Raw genomic sequence first — 26,480 nt, 5'->3', positions numbered from 1 at the left:
CCTGTCTGGCCTAGCACAAAATCCCCATGCTAGAGGGCGGTCGCAATGACTGACGATATCAGCGAAAACGGCGCCGAGCAGAACCCCGGGGATGCTCACTTCCGCCTGCGCCGTGGGGGTGCCCGTGCCGCCATTTCCGGTCGCCTTGCGGGGCTGCGCAAGACCTGGCGCGAGCGCAAGTGGTTCCGCCGCTTCGGCTATCTGGCCGCAGCGGGCGCCATCGTGCTTGGCGGGAGCTACATTGCCATCGGCTATGGCCTGCCCGACGCCAACAAGCTGCTCGAATACCAGCCGCCGCTGCCGACCATGGTGCGCGGCGTCGATGGCGAGATCGTCTACAGCTATGCCCGCGAGCGCCGCGTGCAGCTGCGTTACGTCGATTTCCCGCCCAAGCTGGTCGATGCTTTTCTCTCGGCCGAGGACAAGACGTTCTGGACCCACGGCGGCGTCGATTTCGGCGGTCTTGCCGGCGCGGTTGTCGACTATGCGTCCAAGCTCGGCTCGGGCGGGCGTGCGCGTGGCGGTTCGACGATCACCCAGCAGGTCGCCAAGAACATCCTGATCGGCGACGAGTATTCGGTCACCCGCAAGCTCAAGGAAATGATCCTGGCGCGGCGGATCGAGGGCGTGCTGACCAAGCAGCAGATCCTCGAACTCTACCTCAACGAGATTCCGCTCGGCCGTCAGAGCTTCGGCGTGCAGGCGGCGGCGCGCGCTTATTTCGGCAAGGACGTGGACCAGCTTGACCTCCATGAGGCGGCGTTCCTCGCGATCCTGCCCAAGGCGCCCGAGCGCTATGGCCGCAAGCAGTACGAGGAAATGGCGATCAATCGCCGTAACTGGGTGCTCGACCAGATGGTGTCGAACGGCTGGGCGACGCGCGCCGATGCCGATGCCGCCAAGGCGCAGCCGCTCGGCCTGATTCCCCGCCGCGTCGAGACTTACGACACCGCCAACGCCTATTTCATCGAGGAAGTGCGCCGCCGCCTGATCGACCAGTATGGCGAAAAGGCCGAGGATGGCCCCAACAGCGTCTATGCGGGCGGTCTCTGGGTGCGGACCTCGCTCGATACCGAGATGCAGAAGGCGGTGCGCGACTCGCTGCGCGCGGGCCTGCTCAACTATCAGGGCAATCGCGAATGGGCGCATCCGATCGCGCATGTCGACGATCTTGAGAACTGGCAGACCCAGCTGATCGTCGCCAACAAGACGATCGATTACAAGGACTGGCGCGTCGGCATCATCCTTGACCGTTCGGGCAGCACCGGGCGCGTCGGCTTCTCCGATGGCAATGTGGGCACGCTTGCCAATGTCGCGGATGCGGCGCGGCCGGGTGACATCGTTGCCGTCGCCCCGGTCGGTGCCGGGACTTATGCGCTGCGGACGATCCCGGAGGTTTCGGGCGGCATGATGATGCAGGAGCCGGGCAGCGGCCGCATCGTCGCCATGCAGGGCGGTTTCGATGCCGGGCTCGATTCGTTCAACCGCGCGGTTCAGGCCGAGCGGCAGCCGGGCTCGACGATCAAGCCCTTCGTCTATGCCACCGCACTCCAGTACGGCATGACCCCGGCGACGCAGGTGCTGGACGGCACGTTCTGCGTCTATCAGGGCGCGGCGCTGGGCGACAAATGCTTCCGCAACTTCGGCAACGAGGGCGGGGCGGGCAGCCACACCATGCGCTGGGGCCTCGAACAGTCGCGCAACCTGATGACCGTGCGCATCGCCAACGACACCGGCATGCCGCGCGTTATCAAGACGTTCCACAACGTCGGCATCGGCGATTTCAAGCCTTACCTGTCCTTCGCGCTCGGCGCGGGCGAAACCACGGTCGCGCGTATGGTCAATGCCTACTCGGCGCTGGCCAACAATGGCGTGCAGTTCCAGTCCTCGCCGATCGACTACATTCAGGACCGCAACGGCAAGGTCATCTGGAAGTCGGACAATCGCCGCTGCGATACCTGCAACATGCCCGAATGGGACGGCAAGCCGATGCCGCGCGTGGATCGTCGCGGCAAGCAAGTGCTTGATGCGCCTACGGCGTTTCAGGTCGTCCACATGCTGGAGGGCGTGGTCACGCGCGGTACCGCCGCGCGCCTGCGCGAACTCAACATGCCGCTGTTCGGCAAGACCGGCACGACCAACGGCCCGACCGACGTGTGGTTCGTGGGCGGCACGCAGGACTATATCGGCGGCGTCTACCTCGGTTACGACAACCCGCGCTCGCTGGGCGGTTATGCGCAGGGTGGCCGCATTGCGGCACCGATCTTCAAGCAGGTCGTCGATACCACGCGCCCGCGCTGGTCGATGCAGCCGTTCATCGCGCCCGCCGGCATCCGCATGGTCCGGATCGATCGCGTGACCGGCAAGCGGGTCATGGGCGTGGAGCCCAGCGACGATCCCAAGGCTGCGGTGATCTGGGAGGCCTTCAAGCCCGACACGGAACCACGCCAGTATACGCCCGAGGATGAGTTCACCCGCCGCCGCGATGCGCTCGTGGCCGAAATCCGCCATGCCCGCGATGTGCGCGAAGCTGCGGCAGGCGCCAATTCCGGCGACACGACCGACTTCGTCGAGGAACAGGGCGGAGTTTACTGACTGTCCGAGATGGATGATTTGACGGCCCGGGCAAGCGATTGCCCGGGCCGTCTCGCCAGTTACACCTAGCGTGGTTAGGATCGCTTCCGGAACAGGGAGAGGATCCATCGATGAATAAGATCGATCGTGCAGGGGGTTACCGGAAGTCTGCTCTGGCTATGGCGCTCGCTGCTGCGGCGCTGGTGCCATTGAGTCCGGCGCTGGCCGATGCGCCCGCCGCCACTTTGACAGCGGCCGCTGCAACCGCCGATACGCCATATATTCGCCCGGATGTGGCAGCCTATCTGAAGGCGCAGGAGGCCCATCCCCTGCCGGCGATGACCGCCGAAGTGCTGGCGCAGATCCGCAAGCTTCCACCCGGCGCCCTGCCGTCGCGCGACGTGCCGGTGGGCGAGATCGCGGTGAGCAAGGATCTTGAGATGCCCGGACCCGCGGGCCCCATCAAGCTGCGCCTGTTCGATGCACGCGCCCAGCGGGGACCCGGGCCGGTGCTCGTGTTCTATCACGGCGGCGGCTACATTCTCGGCAGCATCGATACCCATGCCGCGCTGGCGGCCGAAATCGCCCGCCGTCTCGACCTGCCGGTGGTCTCGGTCGAATATCGTCTTGCGCCCGAGAATCCCTGGCCCGCCGCGCCGGACGACGGCGAAGCCGCCGCCCGGTGGGTCGCCGCCAATGGCAAGGCGCTGGGCCGCGACGTCACCGGACTGGTGCTCAGCGGGGACAGCGCAGGCGGCAACCTGACGCTGATCGTCGCCGCTGCCCTGCGCGACAAGCCGGCGGCGGTTCCGGTCATCATGCAAGTGCCGATCTATCCGGCGACGGATTTCGTCGGCGACTATCCCTCCACACATCTGTTCGCCAACGGCTACGGGCTGGACAAGAGTTCGACGGACCTGTTCCGCAAGCACTATGCGGCCGATCCGAAGAGCTTGCGCACGTCGCCGCTTCTGGGCGATCTCAAGGGCCTGCCGCCGACCGTTCTGGTGACCGCCGGGCTCGATCCGCTGCGCGATCAGGGCCGCGCCTATGCCGCCAAGCTGGTCGAGGCCGGGGTGCCGACGGTCTATTACGAGGGCAGGGGGCTGGTCCACGGCTTCACCACGTTCCGCAAGGATATCCCCTCGGCCCAGCAGGATACCGAGAATTTCCTGACGCTGGCGAAAGTCATGCTGACGGAAGTGGAGAAGAAGTAGGTTTCAGGCGTCGCCCTCGCTTGGCGGGGGCGACGTGTTGCTTGAAGAAAAGCGGGGTCCCCGCCTTCGCGGGGACGACGGGGATTGGGGGGTAGAGCGAAGGCGCGTATTGCCTTCGCTTCAATCAGGACCCAGCTCGGAATTGCTGCGGGGTGATGCCGGTCCAGCGCTTGAATGCGCGGCCGAAGCTGGTCTGTTCGCCATAGCCTAGCCGGTCGGCGATCTCGTCCAAAGACAGGCGGCGGTCGGCAAGGTGGGCGCGGGCAAGCGCCTCGCGCTGCTTCTCGACGAGTTCGGAGAAGCGCACCCCCTGCTCGGCCAGCCGCGATTGCAGGGTCCGCACCGAGATCCCGGTTTTTTCCGCGCAGCGCTCGATCGAGCAGCTTCCCGAGGCGAGCGCGCCGCGAATGTAGCTGTTGACCTTGTCGACGATCGAAGGACTGTGGGACGACTTTACCTGCTGGAGATAGGACCCCAGCAGCTTGTAGAGCAGCCGGTTGGCGCTCGGCACCGGTTGTTCCAGCGTGCGCACCGGGAAGGCCACCGAATTGCGCGGCGAATGACCGCGCACCTTGCAGCCCAGCAGTTTCTCGATTTCCGGCAGGTCGCTGGAACGTGGATCGGCCGAAAGACTCACCCAGTTCGGCCGGAACGCGGGCCCGCCGATCGCTTGCAGCAGCTTCAGGTTGAGCATGGCGGCCTGATAATTGGCCTGATCGTTGAGGCCGATATCGGTGTTCACCAGCCAGGTCAGTTCGGCGGTTTCGCGGCCCTCGATCAGCACGACCTCGCAATCGGGGGCGTGGACCACCGGCAGGAACTCGATCAGGCAGCGAATGCCTGCGCGCACGGTGGGGGCGGCGCGGCACAGCGCGGTGACGCAGCCGAATACTTCCGGATCCTGCATCGAGCCGAAGTGGAGACCGAACAGCGGATCGTCGAAGATCGCGCTGCAATATTCGAAAGTGTCCGCCACTTGCTGCGGGGCGATCAGGCTTTCCGGATCGGTCAGCACGCGCGCTTCCATGCCGTGCCGCTCGACAATGCCGCGCGCATCGCGGCCGTGGCTGCGCGCCAGATTGGCGAGCCCCGCGAAATTGGCCGCGCGCACTTGGCCGCCGCTGGGTGTGACATCCAGAGGGCCATCGAGGCTGAAGAAGCTGTTGCGGTCCATCGGCGTCCTTTTCGGCATCGTCCTCTCGCGCATGTATTTCGGGCAGTTCCGCCTCTTCATGTCGCGCATCCAATATCGAGAATGCCGCGCCTAATGCCAATCCCCCTTGCCTTGCCTGTGGCAGCACTCGGGCAAGCCCCGGGGGTCAGCTTTGGCGCCATGCGGGAGAATGGGAGAGAACCATGAAGACGATTGCCGACCACAAGAAGGTCGCCGAACAGCATGTCCTCTACGAGAAGGACCCCGTTACCAAGATCGCCACGATCACGTTCAACCGTCTGGAAAAGCACAATACCGCCACAATCGGCATGCGCGCGCGCTTTGGCGAGCTGGTGTTCAAGGCGAACATCGACGACGACGTGAAAGTGCTGGTGATCCGCGGCATGGGCGATCATCTCGGCAGCGGCGGCGATCTCGACGAGCATGGCGATCTCTACCTGAATCCGCAGCCGGGCGACGGTTTCCTTGTCGATCTGGAGATCGAGGATCCGGACGTGAAGTACCCGCCGCCGGGTTCGTTCCGCTATCTCCACGGCCTGACCGACTATTACGCCAAGGCGCGTTCGGGGAACCGCCCGCTTCAGGAATTCAAGAAGATCTCGATCATCGAGGCCAAGGGCTATTGCTATGGCTGGCACTTCTATCAGTGCGCCGATGCGGACATCATCGTCTCGTCCGACGATGCGCTCTTCGGTCATCCCTCGTTCCGCTACGCCGGCTGGGGCCCGCGCATGTGGCAGTGGCTGGAGATGGTCGGCCTGCGCCGTTTCTCGGAAATGCTGTTCACCGGCCGCCCGTTCACGGCGGACGAGATGAACAACTGCAATTTCGTGAATTCGGTCGTCCCGCGCGACAAGCTGGAGGCGGAGACCGCCAAGTATGCGCACGCTTGCTCGATCACCCGCCCGACCGACGTGGTGGTGGCGCAGAAGACCTTCATCGAAGCCTACAAGCAGTATCGCGGCGAATATATGGGCAGCCTGCTCACCGGCTGGCTGGAAGGCATGCTGCCGCTGATGAAGGACGATGGCGAGAACGACGTCAATCTCGGCAAGGGCAGCACGTTCAAGCAGGGTATCGGCAAAGTCGTGAAGGGCCATGACGAGAACTATCCGCCCGAATGGCGTCTCTCGATGAAGGGCCGGAAGGGCTGATTTTGGGCCCGCAGCCGTGCGCGAACAAGCCGCGCGCGGCTGCGCCAGACGCATCAAATTGCAGCTTCGGCCAATATATGCACGCATTGCAGATTGCGGTGCATGAGATGTAGAGTTGCGGCGCGTTCTGATGATAGGTTCATCGAGAGCTTGCGAGACCGTCAGCAGTCGGCCGCAGCCTCGCCACAACGGGTCGCGCGCAGCAATGCACCGGCCCCAGCACCCGAGGAGAGGGTCATGGCTGAAACATTGTTCGCGCTGGACAGGCGCAATGTTCACGAAGGTCAGAAAGTGTTCCGGGGGGACCGGGCGCAGGAATACTATCGCGGCGACTTCTGGGTGGAAGATGCACCCAATGTCGACGTCCGGTCGGAACGCCGGGCCGTCGGGCCGGTTTCGATCATTCGCCAGCGTTCGGCGAGCAACCTGTTTTTCCGCCGCTCGCGCCAGCATATTCGCGAGGATGCCACCGATCTTTCGATCTTGTGGTTCGTCCGGCGCGGCGAATTCGCGTTCTCCAACCAGTGCGGCGCCAAAGTCGCGGTGGAGGGTGATTTCGTCATCACCCGCTCTATGGAGCCGTTCCTGATCGAATGCCGCACGGACGAGGCGGGGCAGAGCGAAGTGCTGCACGTCACCGTGCCCACGCACCTGCTGCGCTCGCACGTCGCGCAGGACTGCAACAGCGCACTGGTCGTGCCGGCGCTGCGGGCGCGGATGGTCCCCGAACTGGCAATTGCCGAACAACTGTTGGGCGACGTGTTTGCCGACGACGGCCGTCTTTGCGAGAATTCGGCGCGGCTGCTGGTCGAAACCGCTTTCGGGCTGATCGGCCATGCCGTGCGCGCGCTGGAAGAGCCGCGTCCGGCTCGCCAGTCGATAGCCGAACGGCGGCTCGAGGATGTTCTGCGCTTCATCGAGGTGCACTTGTCCGACCCGCAGCTCTCGACCGCGATGGTGGCCAAGGGCTGTGGAATCAGCCCGCGCTACCTCTCTTTCCTGCTGCGGCTGCGCGAGACCTCGTTCTCCGAACTCGTCTGGGAACAGCGGCTGACCAAGGCGCGCGACTGGCTGACCGATTCCGATCCGCGCGATATCTCGATCAGCGAGATCGCCTATGGCGTCGGCTTCAAGAGCCCGGCGCACTTCAGCCGGATGTTCAAGCGAGTCTTTGGCGCTAATCCTCGCGAATATCGGGGCGATTGCGGATCGGAAGTGCCTGTGCGTCCCGCGCTCACCCCCTCATCCACCGGGGCGGCCGGGTTCGGCGAATTCGTCACCGGCTCCAGTCTCCTTCAGTAATTTCTGTTCCCGCGGCCGGGGTGCATGTCGCCCCGGCGATGCCTTCGTCCGTCTCGCCGCCGCGCTTGCGCAGGCGTGCGGGGCAGGGCGATGTTCGCCCGCAAACGCATGAGAGGATGATTTCCGATGCCCCGTTACAAGCTTGTTGCGCTGACCACGCCGCTGCCCGGCCGTGAGGACGACTACCACGAGTGGTACAATACCAAGCACTTGCCCGAGCTGGTCAACAAGTTCGGCATGAACGGCGCGCAGCGTTACGAGCTGGTTGCCAAGCTTATCGGCAACGACACCAACCCCTATCTCGCGATCTATGACATCGAGTGCGAGGACCCGATGGCCCTGCTCGGCGCGATCGGCAAGGCGACCGCTGCCGGCGAACTGACCCAGAGCGACGCTTCCGACATGGCGGTGTGCTACACCGCGCTGTTCACGGAACTGGGCGCACCGGTGCTGCCCGCCTGAACCTTAGCGGAGAATGCCCCGGCCGGGGCATTCTCCGTACGACTTTCAGCGGCCGATGAACTTCGGCGCCCGCTTTTCCTTGAGCGCCAGAACCGCCTCGAGATGGTCGGCACTGCGCACGCTCACGCTTTCGTAGGCGATGCCCGCGTCCATCAGCGCCGTGGCGAGGCGCTTCAGTTCCAGATTGGTCAGCAGCTTGGTCGCGCGGATCGCCATGGTCGCGCCGCCGAGCAGTTTGGCGCAGAAGGCATCGACCTTCTCGTCGAGTTCGCCAGCGGGCACGCAGTGATTGACCAGCCCGATCTCGGCGGCCTTGCTCGCGGTGAGCAGTTCGCCGGTCAGCAGGTATTCCTTGGCGCGGGTCAGGCCGATGCGCTGTGCCCAGATCACCGCGCCGCCGTCGCCCGCGACAAGGCCGATGCCGACATGCGGATCGCCGATCTTGGCGCCTTCGGCCGCGAAAATCACGTCGCACAGCAGAGCCAGCGTCGCGCCAAGGCCTACGGCATGACCGTTGAGGCGGCAGACAACCGGCTTGTCGATGTCGAGCAGGGTCAGGACGATGCGCTTGGCGACGCGGGCCTCATGATCGAACAGGTGCGGATTGCGTGCCGAGTTCTCGATGTGGTCAAGGTCGCCTCCGGCCGAGAAGGCGCGACCGGCGCCGGTCAGCACGATAACGTCCGACCCGGCATCGTTCTGTGCGAACCACAGCGCCGCCGCCAGTTCGTCGTGAAGCTCGAGGTTCACCGCATTCATCGCATCGGGCCGGTTGAGCGTGATGCGCAGGAGCCGCCCCTCACGGGCAAGCAGGATGGTGCCGAACTCCGGCAGCGGCAGCAGATCGTCGCTCATTTTCGGCGTGTCTCCCTTCGTTTCCCTCGCTCATAAGCGCCTCGCCGCGTTCGGCCACCTGCAATCGTCCGGTGGGCGAAGCCTTCGCCGGGGCGAAACATGCGTGGTGACAAGGCCTTGATGGTCCGCTTCGCTTGCCATTGGGCGGCAAGTCCGATCTACCTCGCCCAAAGCCCGCGCATGTAAGCGCGGGGCACGGGTGAGAGGGCGAGATGGCTGAGTTCGACGAGACGTTCGACTGGGTGGTCGTGGGCAGCGGGGCGGGCTCTATGGCTTCGGCTCTGCTGATGAAGCAGGCGGGCAAGTCGGTCGTCATTCTCGAAAAGGCGCAATGGGTCGGCGGTACCACTGCCAAGTCCGGCGGCGTCATGTGGATTCCGAACAACCGCTTCATGGATCCCGGCGAAGACAGCTTCGAACGCGCCTGCCAGTACCTCGACGCGGTCGTCCCCGATGGCGAGGACAGCCCCGGCACCAGTCCCGAACGCCGCCGCGCCTATGCGCGCGAAGCGCCGAAGATGCTCGACTTTATCGTCTCGCAAGGCGTGGCGATGGAGCGCGGCTCGACCTTCTGGCCGGACTATTACGACGATCTTCCCGGCGGCATGAAGACCAGCCGCACTGTCACCGCGCTGCCGTTCGACAAGAACCAGCTGGGCAAGGAATGGGCGCCCCGGCTTCGCCAAGGCTTTGCCGAAGTGCCGGTGAAGCTTGATGACGGTATGAAGCTGCCGTTCGCCAAGCACTCGTGGGCGATCAAGATGCTGCTCGTGCGGGTCGGGCTCAAGATCATTGCAGGCAAGCTCACCGGGAAGCACTGGGTCACGGCGGGGGCGGCGCTGCAAGGGCGGATGCTCAAGGCCGTCATCGAGAAGGACGCCGCCGACATCCGTCTGGAATCGCCCGTTTCCGAAGTGATTATCGAGGATGGCAAGGCCGTTGGCGTTGTCACCAAGAAGGCCGGCAAGCCTTGGCGCGTGGGCGCCCGCCTCGGTGTGCTGATGAACGCGGGCGGCTTCTCGCAGAACCAGCCCATGCGCGACCGGTACATGCCCGGCACCCGTGCGGTGTGGTCAAACGGGATCGAGAGCGATGCGGGCGACATGCACGTCGAGCTGGAGCGCAAGGGCGCGGTGCTCGCACAGATGGACCAGATGGTCGGCTTCCAGATGAGCGAGGCGCCCGGCTGGGATACCGATTACGTCAAGCCCGGCACCCAGAGCACCACCGGTAAACCCCACGCGATTCAGGTCGATCAGTCCGGCGTGCGCTACATGAACGAGGGCGGCTCCTACGAGGAGTTCTGCGAGAACATGCTGGTGCGCAACCGCACGATTCCCGCGATCCCGAGTTGGGCGATCATGGACCAGCAGTACATGGACGAATATGCCGTGGCCGGTAAAGGCACGGCCAAGAAGAACATGGCAAGCTGGCTCGCTTCCGGCTGGATGTGCAAGGCGGATACCGTGGAAGCGCTCGGCCAGCAGATCGGCGTGCCGGCAGAGACCCTGAAAACCACGGTAGAGCGTTGGAACGGCTTCGTTCGCGGCGGCAAGGACGAAGACTTCCACCGCGGCGAGCGCGCCTATGACAATTGGCTGGGCGACCCCTTCTTCAAGGACGGCCCCAATGCCTGCATGGGCACGATCGAGAAGGGGCCATTCTACGCCATTCCCGTGGTCCCCGGCGATGTCGGCACTTATGGCGGCGTGATCTGCGACTGCGATTCGCGCGTGCTCAAGGCGGACGGTACGCCGATCGAGGGGCTTTATGCCTGCGGCGTCACCACCGCCTCGCCCATGGGTCGCGTCTACCCCGGTGCGGGTGCCAGCGTGGGTCCGTCGATGACATTCGGCTGGGTCGCCGCGAAGCATGCTGCGGGGCTTGGCAACCAGCTTTGATCCGTTCGGCCCGGCGTCCCGCGAGGTGGCGCCGGGATGCTCCGTGGATTGCGAGTTTGGGAAGAGGGCGCCCGGTGTGCTGGACGGGATATCGCGGCGCCACCCGTCACGGTAGGCTGTTGGCATGCGATCCGTTGAATTGCGAAAGATGAAGGCGCTCGGTGACGAGATGGCCCCTCTTGTCATCGAGGCTGAAAGTGAAGGTCATCGCTCCATGCGACGGCTTCGTGACGAATGGAGTTCCGGCGCAAATCGCTTTCAAGGTGCGGGTGAATTTCTATTGGCTGCCTATGCCGGCGGAAAGTTGATAGCGGTAGGGGGACTTAATATTGACCCCTATTCGTCCGCCCTGGGTATCGGTCGCATTCGACACGTTTACGTGTGCTCGCAAGCGCGGCGTCGCGGCGTGGGGACAATGCTGGTGAAGCATATAATAGTTGGCGCTGGACGGAGGTTTTCGACGCTCCGGCTTCGCACGACAACGGCCGAAGCTGCGGCGTTTTATGAGCGCCTTGGCTTTCATGGTTGCAATGAAGAGGCCGCGACGCACATTCTCGAACTCGGCGCTACGTAGTTCCACAAAGTCCGATCTTCGGCTGGGCTGCCCCGGCGTCTGAAATCAGGAAATTCTTCCGCAAATTTTGGTGTTGCTTCGCGAATCCGCCGTGCCGTCGTCAATAGATCAGTTACCGGCAGCAGCCGTGGTGGTCACGAATGACTGAACGCGTAGGCGCGGGAAGACGTCCTCGATCGGCGTGCTGTCGGGCAGCACGTAGACATAGCCGCCCTTCTTCGCGAATAGGGGTTCTACGCCTCTTTTGTAGAAGGCCTGGGGCACGTTGATACAACCGAAGGTGATGCGGTTGTCGTCGATCGTCGGCGACAGCATCCGCGCCTTGCGGTTTTCCTTGTTGCCGACCGGAATCGTGTGAAGCGCCACCGACGTCGCATAATCGACCCAGAGCACTTTCTGCTGACCGGCAGCAAACCCGAACTTCGCCAGGAAGCGGCCGGCAGGCGTGGTCTTCTCGGCCGGGCCGATCTCGGACAGCGACTTGGCACCGATGCCGGGCGTTGCTTCATCGCCGAGCGCCTTGCCGATCAGCACCGGCGCATTCGCCAGCAACTTGCCCTCGGCATCGTACAGATAGGCACGCGCGGCCGGCTTATCGACAATGACGTAAGGCAGCGACTGGTTGTCGCCCGAAGAACCGACCCAGTCGGCCACACGGGCGGCATCGACGGAAATTTCCACCGTCTTCGCGGGCTTTGCTTCCTTTGCCGAAGCATCTGCCGGTGCGGTTTTGCCCGGTGCGGCTTTGGCCTTTTTCGGGGCGGTTTTCTTCTTGGCCGTCTGTTCGGAAGTCGCCGGTTTGTGGACGGGCGGCTTCGCCTGTGCCGGAGCGGCACCGGCCAGCGCTAGCGCTGCAAACGCCATGGAAACACTGATCATCGTAAGAGTGTACTCGAAGAAAAACGCTTGGAAAATAGGTCGCAGAAAACGTCTGCCCGAAATAATCGGCAGGAATGGTCGGCGTCGCGAAGGCGCCGACACATCACATTGCAGTTCAGCCGAAGGTGCGCTTAGTTGCGCGCCTTCTTGGGCTTGGTCTTCATGGCCGCCAGCTGCTGTTCGACACTGTCGACGCGGCCGCTCAGCTGATCGATCCGCTGGCTGTTCTGCTGGGCCTGACCGGAGGCAGCCTGTGCCTCGGAAAGGGCCTGCTTGGCAGTGCCGTCAGTCTGTTGGAGCTTCGCATCCAGCCCATCGATCCGCTGGTTCACGGTGGCGATCTGGTCGTTTACATAGCCCTTGGTGGCGCAGCCACCGAGGCCCATCGATCCCACGAGAATCACCGCGATAGGGGCAAGTTTCGTCAGATATGGCGACATCGCATTCACTCCTGTTTCTATTGTTTAACGCCCCATACCGCTCCAAGCCGAGCGTGAGAGCGCGAACAATGCGATTCTGGCCGACCGTGCATCCCCCAAGATGAATGGATGTAACAGACCGTCCAAGGGCAATAAGCGATGTGAGGGCGATCGGTTCCGAACTATTTGTTTGCCTGCATCGGCGCAGCGAAGTGACTGCGCAGACCTTCCGCGTCTTCCCAGCTTTCGCCGCGCTCTAGGGCGCTGCTAGGCCCGGTCGCGAGATGAAATCGCGCGACTTGGAAGGAATAAGGATCATGCATCATGCCGACGCGGGCGCGTGCGAATTGCCCGATAGCGGGCAATCGCTGGTGCAGGCCCCACCGCTCGCCGGAGAGCCGGGGCAGGGCGCGCATACCATCGCCGGCTATCTGCGCGAGGTTGCCCGTCGCCATGGTCCGAGCGAGGCTGTCGTGCTGCGCAAGGGCGACCATCGCATTGCATGGTCTTACAACGAGTTGCTGGCGCGTTCGATGGAAGTGGCGCGTGCGCTGGTGGCTTGCGGGATCGGCAAGGGTGAACGCGTAGGCATCCTTATGACCAACCGGCCGGAGTTCCTATCGAGCCTGTTCGGCACGGCGCTGGCAGGCGGAGTACCGGTGGCGCTCAGCACTTTTTCGACGCCGCAGGAACTGGATCACCTGCTGCGCGCGTCCGAGATCACGCTGCTGCTCTATGAGGCGCGGGTGCTCAAGAAGGACTTCGGCGCGATGCTGCGCGAACTGGAGCCGATGATTGCCACCGCGCGGCGGGGGGAGCTGGCCTCGGCGCATTTCCCTTATCTGCGGCAGCTTGTGGCGCTTGGCGGGCTGCGCGGCGAAGCGGAGCCTTTCGCGGTAGAAGCGGGCGGCGCGGTGGAGACGTGGGACGAATTCGTTGCCCATGGCACCGGGATCGCTGACGATCTCGTGCTGGCGCGGGCCGATGGCGTGCATCCGGCCGATGTCGGCGGCATCTTCTTCTCGTCCGGCACGACCAGCCTGCCCAAGGGCGTGGTCCATTCACAGCGGGCTTTCGCGGTGCAATGGTGGCGCTGGCCCCGGCTTTTCGCGATGCATGAACCGGTGCGGAGCTGGACGGGCAACGGCTTCTTCTGGTCGGGCAATGTCTCGATGGTGGTGGGTACGGCGCTTTCGACCGGTGGCACGGTGGTGCTCCAGCGGGTGTTCGATGCCGACGAGGCGCTCGAATTGGCGGAGAAGGAGCAGGTGACCTTCCTCAATGGCCGCCCGCACCAGTGGGCGCGGCTTCAGGCCTCTCCGAAGTGGGCGGGCGCCGACCTCTCCAGCGTGAAATATGTGCCGCGCGGAGAACTGATCTGGCAGCATCCGACGGTAAACACCGATTGGGAAGTGCCGATGTCGTTCGGCTGCACCGAAACGATGACGATCTGCACGTCCTTCGTTGCGGGCGACACCGAACATGGCTTCGAAGGCTCGTTCGGGGCCCCTTTGCCGGGGAATTTCCTAAAAATCGTAGAGCCGATATCGGGCCGTCCAGTGCCTGTCGGAACGGTTGGGGAGATGTGCATCAAGGGGCCGACGCTGATGTCCGGCTACCTCGGCAAGGCGCCGGAGGAATGCTTCGATGCAGAGGGTTTCTTCTGCACCGGCGATGCCGGACGGGTCGACGAGGCGGGGCGCTTCTTCTGGGAAGGGCGCATGACCGAGATGATCAAGACCGGCGGGGCCAATGTCGCGCCGATCGAGGTGGACGATGTGATCGCCCGGATTCCGGGGGTGAAACGGACCCAGACAGTGGGCGTGCCGGACGATCTGCTGGGCGAAATGGTGGTCGCCTGCATCGTTCCGATCGACGGGGCGGCGCTCGACGAAGCGACTGTCATCGCCTCCTGCAAGGCGGAGATCGCCAGCTTCAAGGTGCCGCGCCGGGTGCTGTTCTTCCGCGATGAAGACTACGCCATCACCGGCAGTGAAAAAGTGAAGTCAAGCGAAGTTCGCGCGCTGGCGGTCGCCCGGCTGGCGGCGGATAACGCCGAGGCGGTCCGGCCCACCCTTGCGTGAAGGCGGCCTTGGGGTACTGAACTTGAGTTCAGCCAGCCCCGTTCATGACTGGGCGGAATGAGGCTGTTCTAGAGAGGACTTATGAGCCAGACACTGGAGAACCGGGCCAAGCCCGACGCCAAGACCCAGCTCGACATTTATCGCCGGATGATCCGGATCGAGCGCAACGACGACGCCACCCGCACCCAGATCCGTCGCGGCCGCATTACCGCGCCGTACTACTCGGCGCGCGGGCAGGAATGCATTCCTTCGGCCATCTCGGTGCTGCTGAATAACGACGACAAGATCTGCACGATCTATCGCGGCATCCACGACATGGTCGCCAAGGACATGCCGCTCCGCCCGCTATGGGCAGAGATTTGCGGCCGCGTCGACGGCACTTGCAAGGGCAAGGGCGGCCCGATGCACCTGACCCACCCGGAAACCGGCGTGATGGTCACCACCGGCATCGTCGGTTCGTCCATGCCAATCGCCAACGGCTTCGGCTGGGCGGCGCTGCTGGACGGCACCAAGCAGGTGACGGTCGCCTATTTCGGTGACGGCGCCAGCAACATCGGCGCGTTCCACGAAGCGCTGAACCTGGCCTCCGTGTGGAAGCTGCCGGTGATCTTCGTGTGCCAGAACAACGGCTTTGCCGAGCACACCCGCTACGAGAACGGCACTTCGGTGGACCAGATCTCGAAGCGCGCGATCGGCTACGGCATGCCGGGCTACACCGTGGACGGCAACGACCCGGTCGACGTCTATGCCCACGCCCATGCCGCCATCGAGCGTGCTCGCGCGGGCGAGGGGCCGACGCTCCTTGAATGCAAGACCTTCCGCTTCATGGGTCACGTCTTCGGCGATGCCGACGGCTACATGACCAAGGAAGAGAAGGCGGAGGCGATGGCCAAGGATCCGCTGCCGATCTACCGCCAGAAGCTGATCGACGACGGCATTGCGACGGCCGAGGAACTCGACGCGCTGACCGCGAAGATCGAGGCCGAAGTGAACGACGCCATCGAATTCGCGATGGCCTGCGAATTCCCGTCCGACGACGAACTGCGCCGCGACGTCTTTGCCGAGGAGATTCCGGCATGAGCACCGATACGCTTGAAACCACCACCGTCGAAACGGTGAAGATGAACGGCCTCCAGGCGATCAACGCCGCGCTGATGGAGGCGATGGAGGCCGATCCCAAGGTTCTCGTGCTGGGCGAGGACATCGCGGACAACGAAGGCGGCGGCGTCGTCGGCGTTACGCGCGGCCTTTCCACCAAGTTCGGCACGATGCGCGTGCGCTCGACGCCGATCTCGGAACAGGCGATCATCGGTGCGGCCATCGGCGCGGCCATGGGCGGCTACAAGCCCGTTGCCGAAATCATGCTGATGAACTTCACGACTGTCGCCATGGACATGATCGTGAACCACGCGGCCAAGCTGCGCTTCATGTCGGGCGGCCAGAGCCAGGTGCCGATGGTGATCCGCACCTTGACCGGCGCGGGCAACCAGACCGCCGGCCAGCATGCCGACTTCTACGAGGCATGGTTCTGCCACACCGCCGGCATCAAGGTGGTGATCCCCTGGACCCCGGCGGACTTCAAGGGCCTCTACCTCTCGGCCATTCAAGACCCGGATCCGGTCATCATCGTCGAAAGCGGCAAGACGCTGTTCGTGCCGATGGACGTGCCGGTCAACCAGGGCCCGATCCCGCTGGGCAAGGCGAACGTCGTTGCACCGGGTAGCGACATCACGATCGTTTCCTATGGCCAGATGATGTTCACCGTCATGCAGGCTTATGAGGAACTGACCAAGGCAGGCGTCTCGGTCGAAGTGGTGGACCTGCGCACGATCTCGCCGTGGGACAAGGAAACCGTGCTGGCCTCGGCCGAGAAGACCGGTCGCCTGCTCGTGGTTCACGAAGCCGGCCGCAACTTCGGCCCGGGCGCGGAAATCGCCGCGACCGTGCAGGAAACGCTGTTCGGCAAGCTCAAGGCGCCGGTTGGCCGCCTTGGCGCGCCCTATTGCTCGGTGCCGTTCGCCAAGAAGCTGGAAGACGCTTTCCTCGTGCAGCCGCCCGAAATCATTGCCGAGGCGCAGCGCCTCGTCGCGATGGGCTGATCCGGCAGCACCGCGTTACGGAAACGAAGGGCCTTCGCAGCAATGCGGGGGCCTTTTTCGTTTTGCGGGGAGTGACAAAGGTGTTGAACGGCTGACCAGCCTTGCGGCCGGAACCGGCGTAGACCCCCTCACATCAAACCAACCCAAACCTGTCCCGTCGTCCCCGCGAAGGCGGGGACCCCGCTTTTCTTGCGCGCAAGGCAAAAAGGCAGCGGGGCCCCCGCCTTCGCGGGGGCGACGGTGTCTGGGAGGAGGGTGCGAGGCAGAGCAAAGCAAAGCAAAGCCGGGCCACGATGTCGGAATTGCCGAATTAGCCTACCACACCATCGCATCTGCCCGTTTCTCGGGCCGGATATAGATCGAGGTGATCCAGGGCGAGAGCGCTTTCATCCGGTGCTCCAGTTCCTCGATCAGGGTTTCTGCCTCGCCCATAAGGAGGTCGTCGGCAAAGTCGGCGCTGATGGCCACGAAGATCGCCTGCGGACTCGTGTGGATAGTGCGTATGTGGTTCACCGCGTCGATACGCGGGTGGCCGTCGAGCACTCCGCGAAGCTGGCCGATGAGCACCGGGTCGGCCGCTTCGCCGATCAGAAGACCCTTCGCTTCGCGCGCCAGAACGATGGCCACACCCGCGAGAACGCAGCCGATCAGGACCGAGGCCACGCCATCGATGCGGGGATCGTCGAAGTGGATCGCCGCCCAGATGCCGATCGCGGCGATGACGAGGCCGATCAGCGCGGCGCTGTCCTCGAACAGCACGATGAAGCCGGGAGGATCCTTGCTGCGGTGGATCGCGCGCCACCAGGTCTGGTCGCCGCGACCGGCATTGAATTCGCGCACGGCAAGGGTCCATGAGGCGCCTTCCATGACGAAGGCGATGGCCAGCACGATATAGTTCAGTGTCGGATCCTCGATCCGGCGCGGATTGGTGATGTGGACCAGCCCCTCGTAGATCGACACGCCCGCGCCCACCGCGAAGATCAGGATGGCGACGACGAAGGCCCAGAAATAGAGTTCACGCCCATATCCGAAGGGGTGTGAAAAGTCGGCGGGGCGGCTGGCGCGCTTCTGGCCGTAGAGCAGCAGGATCTGGTTGCCGCTGTCGACCAGCGAGTGCACGCCCTCGGTCAGCATCGAGGAAGAACCGCTGATCGCGGCGGCCGTGAACTTGGCGACGGCGATGCCGAGATTGGCCGCGAGCGCGCCGTAGAGGACGATATTGGCCTTGAAGTGCGCGGTAACGCTGGCTGGCTCGCTCATCGGGGCGGTTCCTGCGGGGACTTGGGAGTCCCAACTGTCACCGCCCCCGCAAGGTTGCGCAAGTCCCGCCTTTTCAGGCGAGTGCTTCGCGCCCCACGCGCTCGTTCCAGAGGTCTGCATTGCCGCAAAGTTGCAGGTTCAGCAGCGCGCGCTTGAGGAACAGGTGGCAGGGATGCTCGTCGGTGAGGCCGATGCCGCCGTGGAGTTGCACCATCTCTTCCGTGACGAAACGGAAGGCTTCGGCGGCGAGGACTTTGGCAGCCGCCAGTTCGGTCACGCTTGCGCTTTCGTCCCGCACGCGCTTCCACAGCAGGGCTTCGGCAACGACGATGCGCGTCTTCATGTCGGCGGCGCGGTGCTTCAGGGCCTGGAAGAGCGCAATCGGCCGGTCGAACTGGCGGCGGACCTTCATGTACTCGATCGTCATGTCGAGCGCGGCGCCCGCCGCGCCGATGCAGTCCGCCGCGAGGGCGAGTTGCGCCTCACCCGAAAGCCGGTCGTGGAGCGCCTTGGCGCCCGACGCGTCGGTGAGCATGAGGGTAGGGGTATAGCTTTCCAGCACCACGTCAAAGAGGCGGCGGCTGGGGTCCCAGATCGGCCGTTCGACCAGCGAGACGCCCGGCGCATCGAGCGGTACCAGCGCATAACCACCGGGAAGCTGCGCGACCACGGCAACCGCCATGTCGGCCTCGAAAACACCGGAAATCGTGCCCGAAATGCTGCCGTCCGAGCCTTGCGTCAGCTTCGCGGACAACATCGGCAGCGGCGCATATTCGCCGCCCGCCAGCCGTTCGAGCCAGTCCGCCCGCTCGGCGAAATCCTCGCTGGCGATAACCGCCTGAAGGCCCAGTTGGGCCGGGATCAGCGGCATGGCGGCCAGAACGCGGCCCATTTCGAGGTGCAGCGCCGTCGAAGCCTCGCGCGTGAAGCCAAGGCCGCCGTCCTCTTCGGGCAGGCGCACCATCAGCCAGCCCATCTCGGCGGCCAGTTGCCAGCTTTCATCGCGCGAGGGCGAGAGCTTGTCGGCCGGGAACGCCTTCTGCGCGGCGTCGGTCAGTTCGTTGAGCTCGATCACAGCACCCACCCCTTCGGCTCGCGCGGCATGTCGAGCATGCGTTCGGCGATGATGTTGCGCTGCACTTCCTCGCTGCCGCCGGCGATGGTCCAGGCATAGGAATTCATGAAATCGGCCATCCAGTTGCCGGTATTGAGATCGCCGAAAGTGATCGGCGCGACATATTGCTCGTCCATGCCGCCCAGTCGCAGGCCCAGCGCCGAATAGGCCCGCAGCGCGCGGCTATAGGCGTTCTTGACGATGGAGGCGTCGCCCATGCGCTCGATCCCGTTGATGCGGTTGTCGAGGAACTGGTCGGCAATCGCGCAGACGGCGTCCACTTGCGTGACCAGCGTACCGAAATCGCGCAGCACGCCGCGATCTTCCTCGTGCCCATGCTCGCGGATCAGCTTGGCCACGCGGCCCAGCGCGCCGCGCATGCGGTAGGACAGTTCCATCAGCGTGAGGCCGCGTTCGGAAGCCAGCGTGGCTTGCGCCACGGCCCAGCCTTTGCCTTCCTCGCCCACGCGTTCGGAGACCGGAATCTCCACGTTGTCGAGGAAGATTTCGGCGAATTCCTCGTCGCCCTGGATCTGGTGGATCGGGCGGACAGTGACGCCGGGGGCCTTCATGTCCATCAGCAGGTAGGTGATGCCCGCCTGCTTGACGCCGTCAGACGAAGTGCGCGCCAGCAGCAGGCACTTGTCCGCGAACTGGGCCATCGTCGACCAGACTTTCTGGCCGTTGATGACGTAGACATCGCCCTTCAGTTCCGCGCGCGTCTTGATCGCGGCGAGATCCGATCCGGCGCCGGGCTCGGAGAAGCCCTGGCACCATGTCTCGCCCTCAAGGATTTTCGGCAGATAACGCGCCTTCTGCTCGGCATTGCCGCATTCGTGCAGGGTGGCGAAGGCATGGTAAGTGGAGACGAACGAGAGCAGCAGGCGCGGGCAATCGGCGCCGGCCAGTTCTTCGTAGATCACTTTCTGTTCGGCCAGACTGCGGCCGCCGCCGGGATATTCGGCGGGCCAGTGCGGGATCGCATATCCGGCGCGGACAAGCTTACCGAACCAGTCCCGCTGGGTGCGGACGAAATCGTCTTGCGTGCGGCTGGCATCGCGCCAGCCGGTGGGCGCTTCGGCGGCGAGGAAGCTGCGGACTTCGCGCCGCAGGGCTTCTAGATCGGCTGTATCGGTCATGCCCTGTCCTTGCCGGTCGCGCTGGTGGGCGTCCAGACGGAGGCAGGTCGCTGCGGCGATATCGGGGATATGGGCCAAGTCGGCGTTAGAAGGGGCCGATAGATCGTGAGCAATAGAACCCGTCATCTCCGCGAAGGCGGCGATCCCGCTTTTCTTGGCTGGAGTGGCAAGGAAGCAGCGGGGCCCCCGCCTTCACGGGGGCGACGGAGTGAGTTTGGGTCAGGGCAGCGTCAGGCAAAGGGTGGCGGCGATTGGTCCGCCAGCCGCCTTCACACGGCCACTTCGATCATCTCGCCTTCCACCCGCACTTCGTAAACCTCGATCGGCATCGTCGCGGGCGGATTGATCGGCGCGCCGGTTTCGAGATCGAAGCGGGCACCATGGACCGGGCAGGAGATCCAGCCATTGCGCATCCTTCCGCATTCCAGCGTCTCGTAGGCATGGCTGCACAAGTTGCGCACGGCGAAAATGCGGTCCTTCGTGTTGCACAGGAGCACGCTGATGCCGTTCACTTCCACCATGAGCTTCGAGCCGGCGGGCACGTCTTCCAATTTGGCTGCGGCAACGAAGGTCTTTTCGGTCATCATCATCCCGGTTCGCTTAGGGGCCCTGAAGGGGGCATGTCTTGCGGACCTGCTTGCGGTGCCGCCGCGACGCAAGGGCGCGGAGCGGGCACAAGCAGGATCAAGCAAGACGCTGTACCGTGGCGGTCATTTCGCGGGCAAGCCGCCGACGCGATAAGACTCCCGAAAAATGCGCGCCGCATGATGCGCACATCGGGAGAACATGGGTGGCGGCTGCTGAGAGTTTCGATGTCGTGGTGGTGGGATCGGGCTCGGCGGGCGCCATGGCGGCGCTGCGCAGCGCCGATCTTGGCCTGAAAGTGCTGATCGTCGAGAAATCGCATAAGTTCGGCGGCACTTCCGCTACTTCGGGCGGGGTCATGTGGATCCCCAATCACGGGCTCGACGGCGATCAGGGAGACAGCCGTGAGAGCGCGCTGGAATATCTCGACGCCACCATCGGCGTGCCGGTCAACCGCGAGCGGCTGGAGGCTTTCGTGGACGAGGCGCCGCGCATGCTGCATTTCCTCAAGTCCACCGGCGTTTCGGTCATGGCGGCGGCGTGGCCGGACTATTTTCCCGGCCGTCCCGGTGCGCGGGCGGATCGTTCGGTGATCGTACCGACGTTCGACGGACGGCAACTGGGCGACGGGCGCTATGCCTTGATGCGCGAGCAGTACAACCGCTTCAAGCTGTTCGGCCGCTATGCCATGGACCTGACCGAGACGTTCGCGCTGATGATGCAGTCCAAGGGCTGGCGCATGGTCGCGGGCAAGATGATCGGGCGCTACTGGATGGATCGCTCGACGCGCAAGGTTTCGCACCGGGACAAGCGCTTCACGCAGGGCGCGGCACTGATGGGGGCGACCTACGAGCAGGTCTTCGCGCGCGGTGCGGAATTGCGGATGGAAACTTCTCTCGAAGGCCTGACGGTGGACGAGGGCGGCCGGGTTACCGGGATCGAGGTTTCCAACTTCGGCCGCAAATATGCCGTGGAGGCGCGGCACGGCGTCGTGCTGGCGGCGGGCGGGTTCGAGTGGAATCAGGCGCTGCGCGATCGGTTCTATCCTGTCCCTGGCCTCACACGTCATTCCTCGACGCCGGAAGATGGCAATCGCGGCGAGGCAATGATCGCGGCGGAAGGGATCGGCGCGTCTACCGAGCATACCTCGCAAGGCTGGTGGATCCCGACGATGACCCTGCCGATGAAGGGCGCCTCCAACTTCCATGAGATCCATCAGGCTGCTTTCGATGTCGGCCGTCCGTGGAGCGTGGTGGTGAACCGCAAGGGGGTGCGCTTTGTGGACGAGGCCTGCGGCTACGACCAGTTCGGTCAGGCCATGGTGCGCGATCAGGTTGAGAGCGGGGCGAACTGCCCGTGCTGGCTGATCTTCGACGCCAAATTCCGCAAGAAGTTCAGCGCCGGCGGGCTGATGCCCACGGTCCATACCGCCGAGTACAAGGTTCCGGCGGACTGGTGGGACCATTACGTCTTCCGCGCGGAGACCATTGAGGAACTTTGCGCCAAGACGCATCTGCCGGTCGAGGCGGTGAAGCAGACGATCGCCAATATGAACGGCTATGCGAAGACCGGCGTCGATCCGGAGTTCGGGCGGGGCATGAACCCCTATGACCAGATGTTCGGGGATCCTTCGTCCACGCCCAACCCGAATATCGGGCCGATCGACAAGGCGCCGTTCTACGCGGTGCCGATCAACAATGGCGATCTCGGCACCAAGGGCGGGCTGCGCTGCGACGCGCGGGCGCGGGTGCTGGATGGCGCGGGGCAGCCGATTGCGGGGCTCTATGCGGCGGGCAACAATTCGGGGACGCCGTTCGGCGACACTTATCCCGGGGCGGGGGCGACCATTGGACCGGCTATGACCTTCGGGTTCGTTGCCGCCAACGACATTGCCGAGCGTGCGGGGAACCAGCGAACGGGCTAAATCGAGAGGTTGAAGGAAGCGGGATCCCCGCCTTCGCGGGGATGACGGAGTAAGGTGGGGGCGATCTCGCTGGCCTCTTCGCAGCTTCCCAGGACAATCGTGATTGAAAAATTACCGTTATTCCCGCGAAGGCGGGGATCTCGCTTCCTCAAAGCGGCGACGGCACAAGCGGAGCAGGTTCAATGAAGGGCAAGGTAGCAGTCGTCACCGGAGCGGCAGGCGGCATAGGCGAGGCCATAGTCCGCGCGCTGGGCGCGAAGGGCGTGAAAGTCCTCGGCACCGGGCGCAATGCGGGCAAGCTTCAGGCGCTGAAAGATGCGCTGGCTGATACGATGGCGTTCGATTTCGTCGCCGTCGATGCCACGGCGGACGACGCGCCGCGTGCGATTGTCGAAGCTGCGGTGGAGAAGTTCGGCCGGCTCGATGTGCTGGTCAACAATGCGGGCTCGTTCAACTTTGGGCCGGTGGACCAGACCACTGACGACATGCTGGACGAAGTGCTCGGCATTTCCCTGCGCGCGCCGTTCCGGCTCTGCCGAGAGGCACTGAAAGTGATGGGTGAGGGAAGTTCGATCCTCTTCATCGGTTCGACCTGGGGACTCTACGGCACTCCGGGCGGCGGGGCTTATTCCACCGTCAAGGCCGGACAGATCGGCTTGATGCAGACGATGGCCGCCGAATACGGCCCGCGCGGCATCCGCTCGAACTATGTCGCGCCGACCGTGGTTCGCACGGAAATGACGACGGCCTTCTGGGATCTCGACTTCTTCCGCCGCACCAACCACGAACTCACCCCGCTCCAGCGCGATTGCTCGGCGGCGGATATTGGCAACATGGTGGCCTTCCTTGCTTCCGACGAGGCAGGCTTCGTCAATGGCCAGACCATCGCGGTGGATGGAGGGATTTCGACCACGCGCTATGTCTCGCCCGCGGCCATCGGGGCGGTTCGCCAGTGATTCAGCGCGGCGGCTTGCAGGTCTTGCCTTCGTAAGCGAAGCGGATCGTCTTGTATTCACTGCCGCTCCAGCGGGCGATGGGGAAGCAGAAGCCGGGGCCGCTGATCTCGATATCGGGATAGCCGTCGACCCCGCGCGTGGTCTGGAAGGTGGCAATGCCGGTCTCGTTGGCCATGAGCTGCCAGCCGGCGGGTGTCTGGCGCAGGAGCTGGAAACCTGCGCCGGCCATGCCGAAGCATTCGGTGCTTTCGGCGGTGATGAGGGCTTCGGGGTGGCCGTCTCCGTTGATGTCCTTGAGTTCCACCGCCTGACGGGTGACGGTAGTGGCGCCGTCGCAGCCGTGTCAGACATTGCCGGCCTTCACGTAGCCCGCCGCGCGCATCAACTGGTCGAACTGCGCGGGTGACAGTGCGGCGGCCTTCGGCGCTTGCGCGGCGGCCGGAGCGGCAAGAGCAATGCTGAGCAGGATGATCTGGCGGATTGCCGGCATCGTTGTTTCCCCAATTCCGGTCCCGGGTTTGGCGATCGACCGGCCGAGCCCCTTGGCAAGAGGATGCTCACGAGGCGCATTTTCGTCAATTCGGTGAACTCCCAGGCGGTTTTCGCCGGGGCGTTGGCCCTTGGCTTGTGGGTGCGATGCCCGCTGGGTAACGCCGGGAGAAAGAACAGACGCGAAGGATGCCATGCAGTTCGAATGGACCGAGGAACAGGATGCGTTCCGGCACAAGATCCGGGACTTCCTGCACGCCCAGCTGCCCGAGGGGTGGGAGAAGTTCTCCGAACACGGTCCCGCGTCTCCGGCGCTGACGGCGTTTGCCCGCGGTTTTTGCGAGAAACTGGCCGAAGTGGGCCTGCTGTTCCCGCACTGGCCCAAGGAGATGGGCGGTGAGGGGCTGGGGCCCTGGGAGCAGCAGATCCTCTCCGAAGAGATGTGGATCGCCGGTGAGCCGCGCGGCGGACAGTACATGAACGTCAACTGGATCGGCCCCACGCTGGAAAAGTACGGCACGGCCGAGCAGAAGGCGCGCTATCTGGAGCCGATCACGCGCGGGGAATCGCTGTGGTGTCAGGGCTTCTCGGAGCCGGATGCGGGATCGGACCTTGCGTCCTTGCGCACCCGCGCCGTGCTGAAGGATGGCCATTACGTCATCAACGGCCAGAAAATCTGGACTTCCTACGCCGGGCTGGCGGACACCTGCTTCCTGCTCACGCGCACCAGTGATGACCGCAAGAAGGGCATTACCATCGTCCTCGTGCCGATGGACACGCCGGGCATCACCGTGCGCCAGATCCCCTCGCTGATCGGCGAGGGCGACATTCACGAAGTCTTCTTCGATGACGTGACCGTGCCCGAGACCGCTCGTTTCGGCGAGGAGGGACAGGCTTGGGAGATCGTCGCCTATTCGCTGCGCAATGAACGCCTCGGCATTCCGCGCTTCACCTTGGCCCGCGCCGCGCTCGACCGTGCTGTCATGATGCTCAAGGATCGCGGCGACTTCACCCGCGAATACGTCCGGATCGAGGCGGCGCGCTGTGCGGCGCTCTGCGAGGCGGCGGGAACGGCCAATTATGCCGTCGTCCAGAAGCGCGTGGACGGGCTGGCCATCGGCGCCGAGTCCAGCTCTGCCCGCTATGCCACCGTTATGGCCGAACGCGCGGTTTGCGAATTCGTGGTGGAGTTCCTGCCCGAAGCGCTCGCGGGCGCTTCGCCCTATCTCAAGATGCACCACCAGCGCGGCATCGTCGCCGGTGTCGCCGCTGGATCGGCCGAGATCCAGCTCAATATCATCGCCAGCGACGTGCTGGAACTGCCCCGGGAGCCGCGCTGATGCAGCTTGCCCTTAACGAAGACCAGACGCAGGTCCTCGATTTCGTCGAAGCGCTCGCACGGCCGTTCGCCTCGGCGCCGCTCCATGATGCCGGGCTGGCGTTGGAAAGCGCGGAACTTGACGCGGCGCTTGTCGAGAACGGCTTTCTCGATGTCATGGCGGTTGAGGAACTCGGCCCCGTAACCGCAGCGCTGGTAGTCGAGAAGCTGGCGCGCCTGCCGTTCGCGGTGGAAGCGGCGGCATCGGCTCTGGTGCGCCCGCTGATCGATCCCGAGTTGCCGCGTCCGCTTTGTCTGGTCGAGGAAGGCCGGACCTCTGGGCCCGTGCGCTTTCTGCGTCCCGGTGCGACGGTGGTGGTTGTCGGCCAGTCGGGCGTTCGCAGTTTCACGGCGAGCGCCGATCAGATCGCCGCGGCGCAGGAGGATACGCTTTACGCTTATCCGGTGGCCTTCCTGACCGGGCTGCCCGAGGCGATGACTTCGCACGATGTCGATCCCGCCGAAGTGACTCGCGCATGGCGCGTCGCCATGGCGGCGGAAGCAGCGGGGCTGCTCGGCGCGGCTCTGGCAAGCGTGGTGACCTATGTGTCCGAGCGCAAGCAGTTCGGCCGCCCGCTCGCGACCTTCCAGGCCATGCGCCACCGTCTGGCCGAGGCGCAAGTGGTGACCAATACCGCTCACTGGCTCGCCATGCGCGCGGCGGCCACCGGCGACAGTGCCGACGCGGCCATGGCCCTGCTTCATGCGCAGGAAGCCGCCAAGCGGGTGTGCTACGATTACCACCAGTTCCTTGGCGGCATGGGCATGACGCTGGAGCATCCGCTGCATTTGTGGACGTACCGGCTCAAGCTGCTGACCTCGGAACTGGGCGGACGCGGCGCGCAGGGACTGGCGGCGGCAGAGGCGCTCTGGGGATAGGGCGCGCTGCCCATCCAAACACGATCCGTCGTCCCCGCGGAGGCGGGGACCCCGCTTGTTCT

General features: G+C 64.5%; 24 protein-coding genes. 14 read left to right on the top strand and 10 right to left on the bottom strand.

Annotated elements, in window-relative coordinates:
• The first annotated feature begins 45 nt into the window (after positions 1 to 45).
• Together EDF56_RS04875 and EDF56_RS04870 are read left to right on the top strand one after the other, a co-directional pair.
• Positions 46 to 2,595: a transglycosylase domain-containing protein gene (locus tag EDF56_RS04875; RefSeq protein ID WP_132385551.1), complete on the top strand. Its 2,550-nt coding sequence runs from the start codon at positions 46 to 48 to the stop codon at positions 2,593 to 2,595.
• A gap of 110 nt (positions 2,596 to 2,705) precedes the next feature.
• Positions 2,706 to 3,791 (top strand): alpha/beta hydrolase, encoded by a 1,086-nt coding sequence (locus tag EDF56_RS04870; RefSeq protein ID WP_243652384.1) that lies wholly within the window; start codon positions 2,706 to 2,708, stop codon positions 3,789 to 3,791.
• 124 nt (positions 3,792 to 3,915) lie between these two features.
• Here EDF56_RS04870 and EDF56_RS04865 read toward each other — a convergent pair whose 3' ends face one another.
• Positions 3,916 to 4,983 (bottom strand): AraC family transcriptional regulator, encoded by a 1,068-nt coding sequence (locus EDF56_RS04865; protein ID WP_243652383.1) that lies wholly within the window; start codon positions 4,981 to 4,983, stop codon positions 3,916 to 3,918.
• A gap of 164 nt (positions 4,984 to 5,147) precedes the next feature.
• Between EDF56_RS04865 and EDF56_RS04860 the strand changes: the two genes are divergently transcribed.
• From EDF56_RS04860 to EDF56_RS04850, 3 genes are all read left to right on the top strand, one after another.
• Entirely contained in the window at positions 5,148 to 6,119 is a 972-nt protein-coding gene (locus EDF56_RS04860; RefSeq protein WP_132385550.1) for an enoyl-CoA hydratase/isomerase family protein, read from the top strand.
• 237 nt (positions 6,120 to 6,356) lie between these two features.
• Positions 6,357 to 7,421 carry an AraC family transcriptional regulator gene (locus tag EDF56_RS04855; RefSeq protein ID WP_132385549.1) on the top strand — a complete coding sequence of 355 codons (1,065 nt, stop codon included), beginning with the start codon at positions 6,357 to 6,359 and terminating at the stop codon, positions 7,419 to 7,421.
• Between the two features lie 126 nt (positions 7,422 to 7,547).
• Positions 7,548 to 7,883, top strand: a complete 336-nt coding sequence (locus EDF56_RS04850) for a DUF4286 family protein (protein ID WP_132385548.1) — start codon at positions 7,548 to 7,550, stop codon at positions 7,881 to 7,883.
• 45 nt (positions 7,884 to 7,928) lie between these two features.
• Here the strand turns inward: EDF56_RS04850 and EDF56_RS04845 are convergent, their stop codons facing one another.
• Positions 7,929 to 8,738: an enoyl-CoA hydratase/isomerase family protein gene (locus EDF56_RS04845; protein WP_132385547.1), complete on the bottom strand. Its 810-nt coding sequence runs from the start codon at positions 8,736 to 8,738 to the stop codon at positions 7,929 to 7,931.
• A 212-nt stretch (positions 8,739 to 8,950) separates the two neighbouring features.
• Here EDF56_RS04845 and EDF56_RS04840 point away from each other — a divergent pair, with 212 nt between their 5' ends.
• Both EDF56_RS04840 and EDF56_RS04835 read left to right on the top strand, forming a co-directional pair.
• Positions 8,951 to 10,639 (top strand): FAD-binding protein, encoded by a 1,689-nt coding sequence (locus EDF56_RS04840; RefSeq protein ID WP_132385546.1) that lies wholly within the window; start codon positions 8,951 to 8,953, stop codon positions 10,637 to 10,639.
• 148 nt (positions 10,640 to 10,787) lie between these two features.
• Positions 10,788 to 11,213 (top strand): GNAT family N-acetyltransferase, encoded by a 426-nt coding sequence (locus EDF56_RS04835; RefSeq protein WP_165912074.1) that lies wholly within the window; start codon positions 10,788 to 10,790, stop codon positions 11,211 to 11,213.
• 108 nt (positions 11,214 to 11,321) lie between these two features.
• Here EDF56_RS04835 and EDF56_RS04830 read toward each other — a convergent pair whose 3' ends face one another.
• Both EDF56_RS04830 and EDF56_RS04825 read right to left on the bottom strand, forming a co-directional pair.
• A complete protein-coding gene (locus EDF56_RS04830; RefSeq protein ID WP_132385797.1) occupies positions 11,322 to 12,092 on the bottom strand; it encodes a L,D-transpeptidase in 771 nt (256 codons plus the stop codon).
• 131 nt (positions 12,093 to 12,223) lie between these two features.
• Positions 12,224 to 12,532: a hypothetical protein gene (locus EDF56_RS04825; RefSeq protein WP_132385544.1), complete on the bottom strand. Its 309-nt coding sequence runs from the start codon at positions 12,530 to 12,532 to the stop codon at positions 12,224 to 12,226.
• Positions 12,533 to 12,828: 296 nt separating this feature from the next.
• On the opposite strand from EDF56_RS04825, the gene EDF56_RS04820 reads away from it, so the two are divergent.
• The 3 genes from EDF56_RS04820 (at position 12,829) to EDF56_RS04810 (ending at position 16,694) form a co-directional block, all read left to right on the top strand.
• Positions 12,829 to 14,595: a class I adenylate-forming enzyme family protein gene (locus EDF56_RS04820; protein ID WP_132385543.1), complete on the top strand. Its 1,767-nt coding sequence runs from the start codon at positions 12,829 to 12,831 to the stop codon at positions 14,593 to 14,595.
• Positions 14,596 to 14,676: 81 nt separating this feature from the next.
• Positions 14,677 to 15,675, top strand: coding sequence for a thiamine pyrophosphate-dependent dehydrogenase E1 component subunit alpha (locus tag EDF56_RS04815; RefSeq protein WP_132385542.1), 999 nt, complete (start codon positions 14,677 to 14,679; stop codon positions 15,673 to 15,675).
• Complete coding sequence (locus tag EDF56_RS04810; RefSeq protein WP_132385541.1) at positions 15,672 to 16,694, top strand: transketolase C-terminal domain-containing protein; 1,023 nt, start codon at positions 15,672 to 15,674, stop codon at positions 16,692 to 16,694. Before EDF56_RS04815 ends, EDF56_RS04810 begins: the two co-directional genes overlap by 4 nt.
• A 315-nt stretch (positions 16,695 to 17,009) precedes the next feature.
• Here EDF56_RS04810 and EDF56_RS04805 read toward each other — a convergent pair whose 3' ends face one another.
• The 4 genes from EDF56_RS04805 to EDF56_RS04790 form a co-directional block, all read right to left on the bottom strand.
• Positions 17,010 to 17,954, bottom strand: a complete 945-nt coding sequence (locus EDF56_RS04805; protein ID WP_132385540.1) for a cation diffusion facilitator family transporter — start codon at positions 17,952 to 17,954, stop codon at positions 17,010 to 17,012.
• A gap of 73 nt (positions 17,955 to 18,027) precedes the next feature.
• Positions 18,028 to 19,029, bottom strand: coding sequence for an acyl-CoA dehydrogenase family protein (locus EDF56_RS04800; RefSeq protein WP_132385539.1), 1,002 nt, complete (start codon positions 19,027 to 19,029; stop codon positions 18,028 to 18,030).
• Positions 19,026 to 20,207, bottom strand: a complete 1,182-nt coding sequence (locus EDF56_RS04795) for an acyl-CoA dehydrogenase family protein (RefSeq protein ID WP_132385538.1) — start codon at positions 20,205 to 20,207, stop codon at positions 19,026 to 19,028. The genes EDF56_RS04800 and EDF56_RS04795 overlap by 4 nt, the downstream gene beginning before the upstream one ends.
• A gap of 269 nt (positions 20,208 to 20,476) precedes the next feature.
• Complete coding sequence (locus tag EDF56_RS04790) at positions 20,477 to 20,791, bottom strand: Rieske 2Fe-2S domain-containing protein (protein ID WP_132385796.1); 315 nt, start codon at positions 20,789 to 20,791, stop codon at positions 20,477 to 20,479.
• A gap of 206 nt (positions 20,792 to 20,997) precedes the next feature.
• Here EDF56_RS04790 and EDF56_RS04785 point away from each other — a divergent pair, with 206 nt between their 5' ends.
• Together EDF56_RS04785 and EDF56_RS04780 are read left to right on the top strand one after the other, a co-directional pair.
• Positions 20,998 to 22,716 carry an FAD-dependent oxidoreductase gene (locus EDF56_RS04785; protein WP_132385537.1) on the top strand — a complete coding sequence of 573 codons (1,719 nt, stop codon included), beginning with the start codon at positions 20,998 to 21,000 and terminating at the stop codon, positions 22,714 to 22,716.
• Positions 22,717 to 22,898: 182 nt separating this feature from the next.
• Entirely contained in the window at positions 22,899 to 23,672 is a 774-nt protein-coding gene (locus EDF56_RS04780) for an SDR family oxidoreductase (RefSeq protein WP_132385536.1), read from the top strand.
• 1 nt (position 23,673) lies between these two features.
• On the opposite strand, the gene EDF56_RS04775 is transcribed toward EDF56_RS04780, so the two are convergent.
• Together EDF56_RS04775 and EDF56_RS25845 are read right to left on the bottom strand one after the other, a co-directional pair.
• Positions 23,674 to 23,976 (bottom strand): hypothetical protein, encoded by a 303-nt coding sequence (locus tag EDF56_RS04775; RefSeq protein WP_132385535.1) that lies wholly within the window; start codon positions 23,974 to 23,976, stop codon positions 23,674 to 23,676.
• A gap of 39 nt (positions 23,977 to 24,015) precedes the next feature.
• Positions 24,016 to 24,162: a hypothetical protein gene (locus EDF56_RS25845; protein WP_165912073.1), complete on the bottom strand. Its 147-nt coding sequence runs from the start codon at positions 24,160 to 24,162 to the stop codon at positions 24,016 to 24,018.
• Positions 24,163 to 24,355: 193 nt separating this feature from the next.
• Here EDF56_RS25845 and EDF56_RS04770 point away from each other — a divergent pair, with 193 nt between their 5' ends.
• Both EDF56_RS04770 and EDF56_RS04765 read left to right on the top strand, forming a co-directional pair.
• On the top strand, positions 24,356 to 25,501 hold the full coding sequence (locus EDF56_RS04770) for an acyl-CoA dehydrogenase family protein (RefSeq protein ID WP_132385534.1): 1,146 nt from the start codon (positions 24,356 to 24,358) through the stop codon (positions 25,499 to 25,501).
• Positions 25,501 to 26,418 carry an acyl-CoA dehydrogenase family protein gene (locus EDF56_RS04765; protein ID WP_132385533.1) on the top strand — a complete coding sequence of 306 codons (918 nt, stop codon included), beginning with the start codon at positions 25,501 to 25,503 and terminating at the stop codon, positions 26,416 to 26,418. The genes EDF56_RS04770 and EDF56_RS04765 overlap by 1 nt, the downstream gene beginning before the upstream one ends.
• Positions 26,419 to 26,480: the final 62 nt, after the last annotated feature.

Source organism: Novosphingobium sp. PhB165, assembly GCF_004341845.1.
Classification (GTDB): domain Bacteria; phylum Pseudomonadota; class Alphaproteobacteria; order Sphingomonadales; family Sphingomonadaceae; genus Novosphingobium.
Note: the sequence above shows the minus strand (reverse complement) of the source record. Positions and strands in the feature narration are given on the sequence as shown.

Bases quoted from the DNA above. Each gene is read 5' to 3' on its own strand.
- EDF56_RS04875 (WP_132385551.1), top strand. From the start codon at position 46: ATGACTGACGATATCAGCGAAAACGGCGCCGAGCAGAACCCCGGGGAT.
- EDF56_RS04870 (WP_243652384.1), top strand. From the start codon at position 2,706: ATGAATAAGATCGATCGTGCAGGGGGTTACCGGAAGTCTGCTCTGGCT.
- EDF56_RS04865 (WP_243652383.1), bottom strand. From the start codon at position 4,983: ATGCCGAAAAGGACGCCGATGGACCGCAACAGCTTCTTCAGCCTCGAT.
- EDF56_RS04860 (WP_132385550.1), top strand. From the start codon at position 5,148: ATGAAGACGATTGCCGACCACAAGAAGGTCGCCGAACAGCATGTCCTC.
- EDF56_RS04855 (WP_132385549.1), top strand. From the start codon at position 6,357: ATGGCTGAAACATTGTTCGCGCTGGACAGGCGCAATGTTCACGAAGGT.
- EDF56_RS04850 (WP_132385548.1), top strand. From the start codon at position 7,548: ATGCCCCGTTACAAGCTTGTTGCGCTGACCACGCCGCTGCCCGGCCGT.
- EDF56_RS04845 (WP_132385547.1), bottom strand. From the start codon at position 8,738: ATGAGCGACGATCTGCTGCCGCTGCCGGAGTTCGGCACCATCCTGCTT.
- EDF56_RS04840 (WP_132385546.1), top strand. From the start codon at position 8,951: ATGGCTGAGTTCGACGAGACGTTCGACTGGGTGGTCGTGGGCAGCGGG.
- EDF56_RS04835 (WP_165912074.1), top strand. From the start codon at position 10,788: ATGAAGGCGCTCGGTGACGAGATGGCCCCTCTTGTCATCGAGGCTGAA.
- EDF56_RS04830 (WP_132385797.1), bottom strand. From the start codon at position 12,092: ATGATCAGTGTTTCCATGGCGTTTGCAGCGCTAGCGCTGGCCGGTGCC.
- EDF56_RS04825 (WP_132385544.1), bottom strand. From the start codon at position 12,532: ATGTCGCCATATCTGACGAAACTTGCCCCTATCGCGGTGATTCTCGTG.
- EDF56_RS04820 (WP_132385543.1), top strand. From the start codon at position 12,829: ATGCATCATGCCGACGCGGGCGCGTGCGAATTGCCCGATAGCGGGCAA.
- EDF56_RS04815 (WP_132385542.1), top strand. From the start codon at position 14,677: ATGAGCCAGACACTGGAGAACCGGGCCAAGCCCGACGCCAAGACCCAG.
- EDF56_RS04810 (WP_132385541.1), top strand. From the start codon at position 15,672: ATGAGCACCGATACGCTTGAAACCACCACCGTCGAAACGGTGAAGATG.
- EDF56_RS04805 (WP_132385540.1), bottom strand. From the start codon at position 17,954: ATGAGCGAGCCAGCCAGCGTTACCGCGCACTTCAAGGCCAATATCGTC.
- EDF56_RS04795 (WP_132385538.1), bottom strand. From the start codon at position 20,207: ATGACCGATACAGCCGATCTAGAAGCCCTGCGGCGCGAAGTCCGCAGC.
- EDF56_RS04790 (WP_132385796.1), bottom strand. From the start codon at position 20,791: ATGACCGAAAAGACCTTCGTTGCCGCAGCCAAATTGGAAGACGTGCCC.
- EDF56_RS04780 (WP_132385536.1), top strand. From the start codon at position 22,899: ATGAAGGGCAAGGTAGCAGTCGTCACCGGAGCGGCAGGCGGCATAGGC.
- EDF56_RS25845 (WP_165912073.1), bottom strand. From the start codon at position 24,162: ATGCCGGCAATCCGCCAGATCATCCTGCTCAGCATTGCTCTTGCCGCT.
- EDF56_RS04770 (WP_132385534.1), top strand. From the start codon at position 24,356: ATGCAGTTCGAATGGACCGAGGAACAGGATGCGTTCCGGCACAAGATC.
- EDF56_RS04765 (WP_132385533.1), top strand. From the start codon at position 25,501: ATGCAGCTTGCCCTTAACGAAGACCAGACGCAGGTCCTCGATTTCGTC.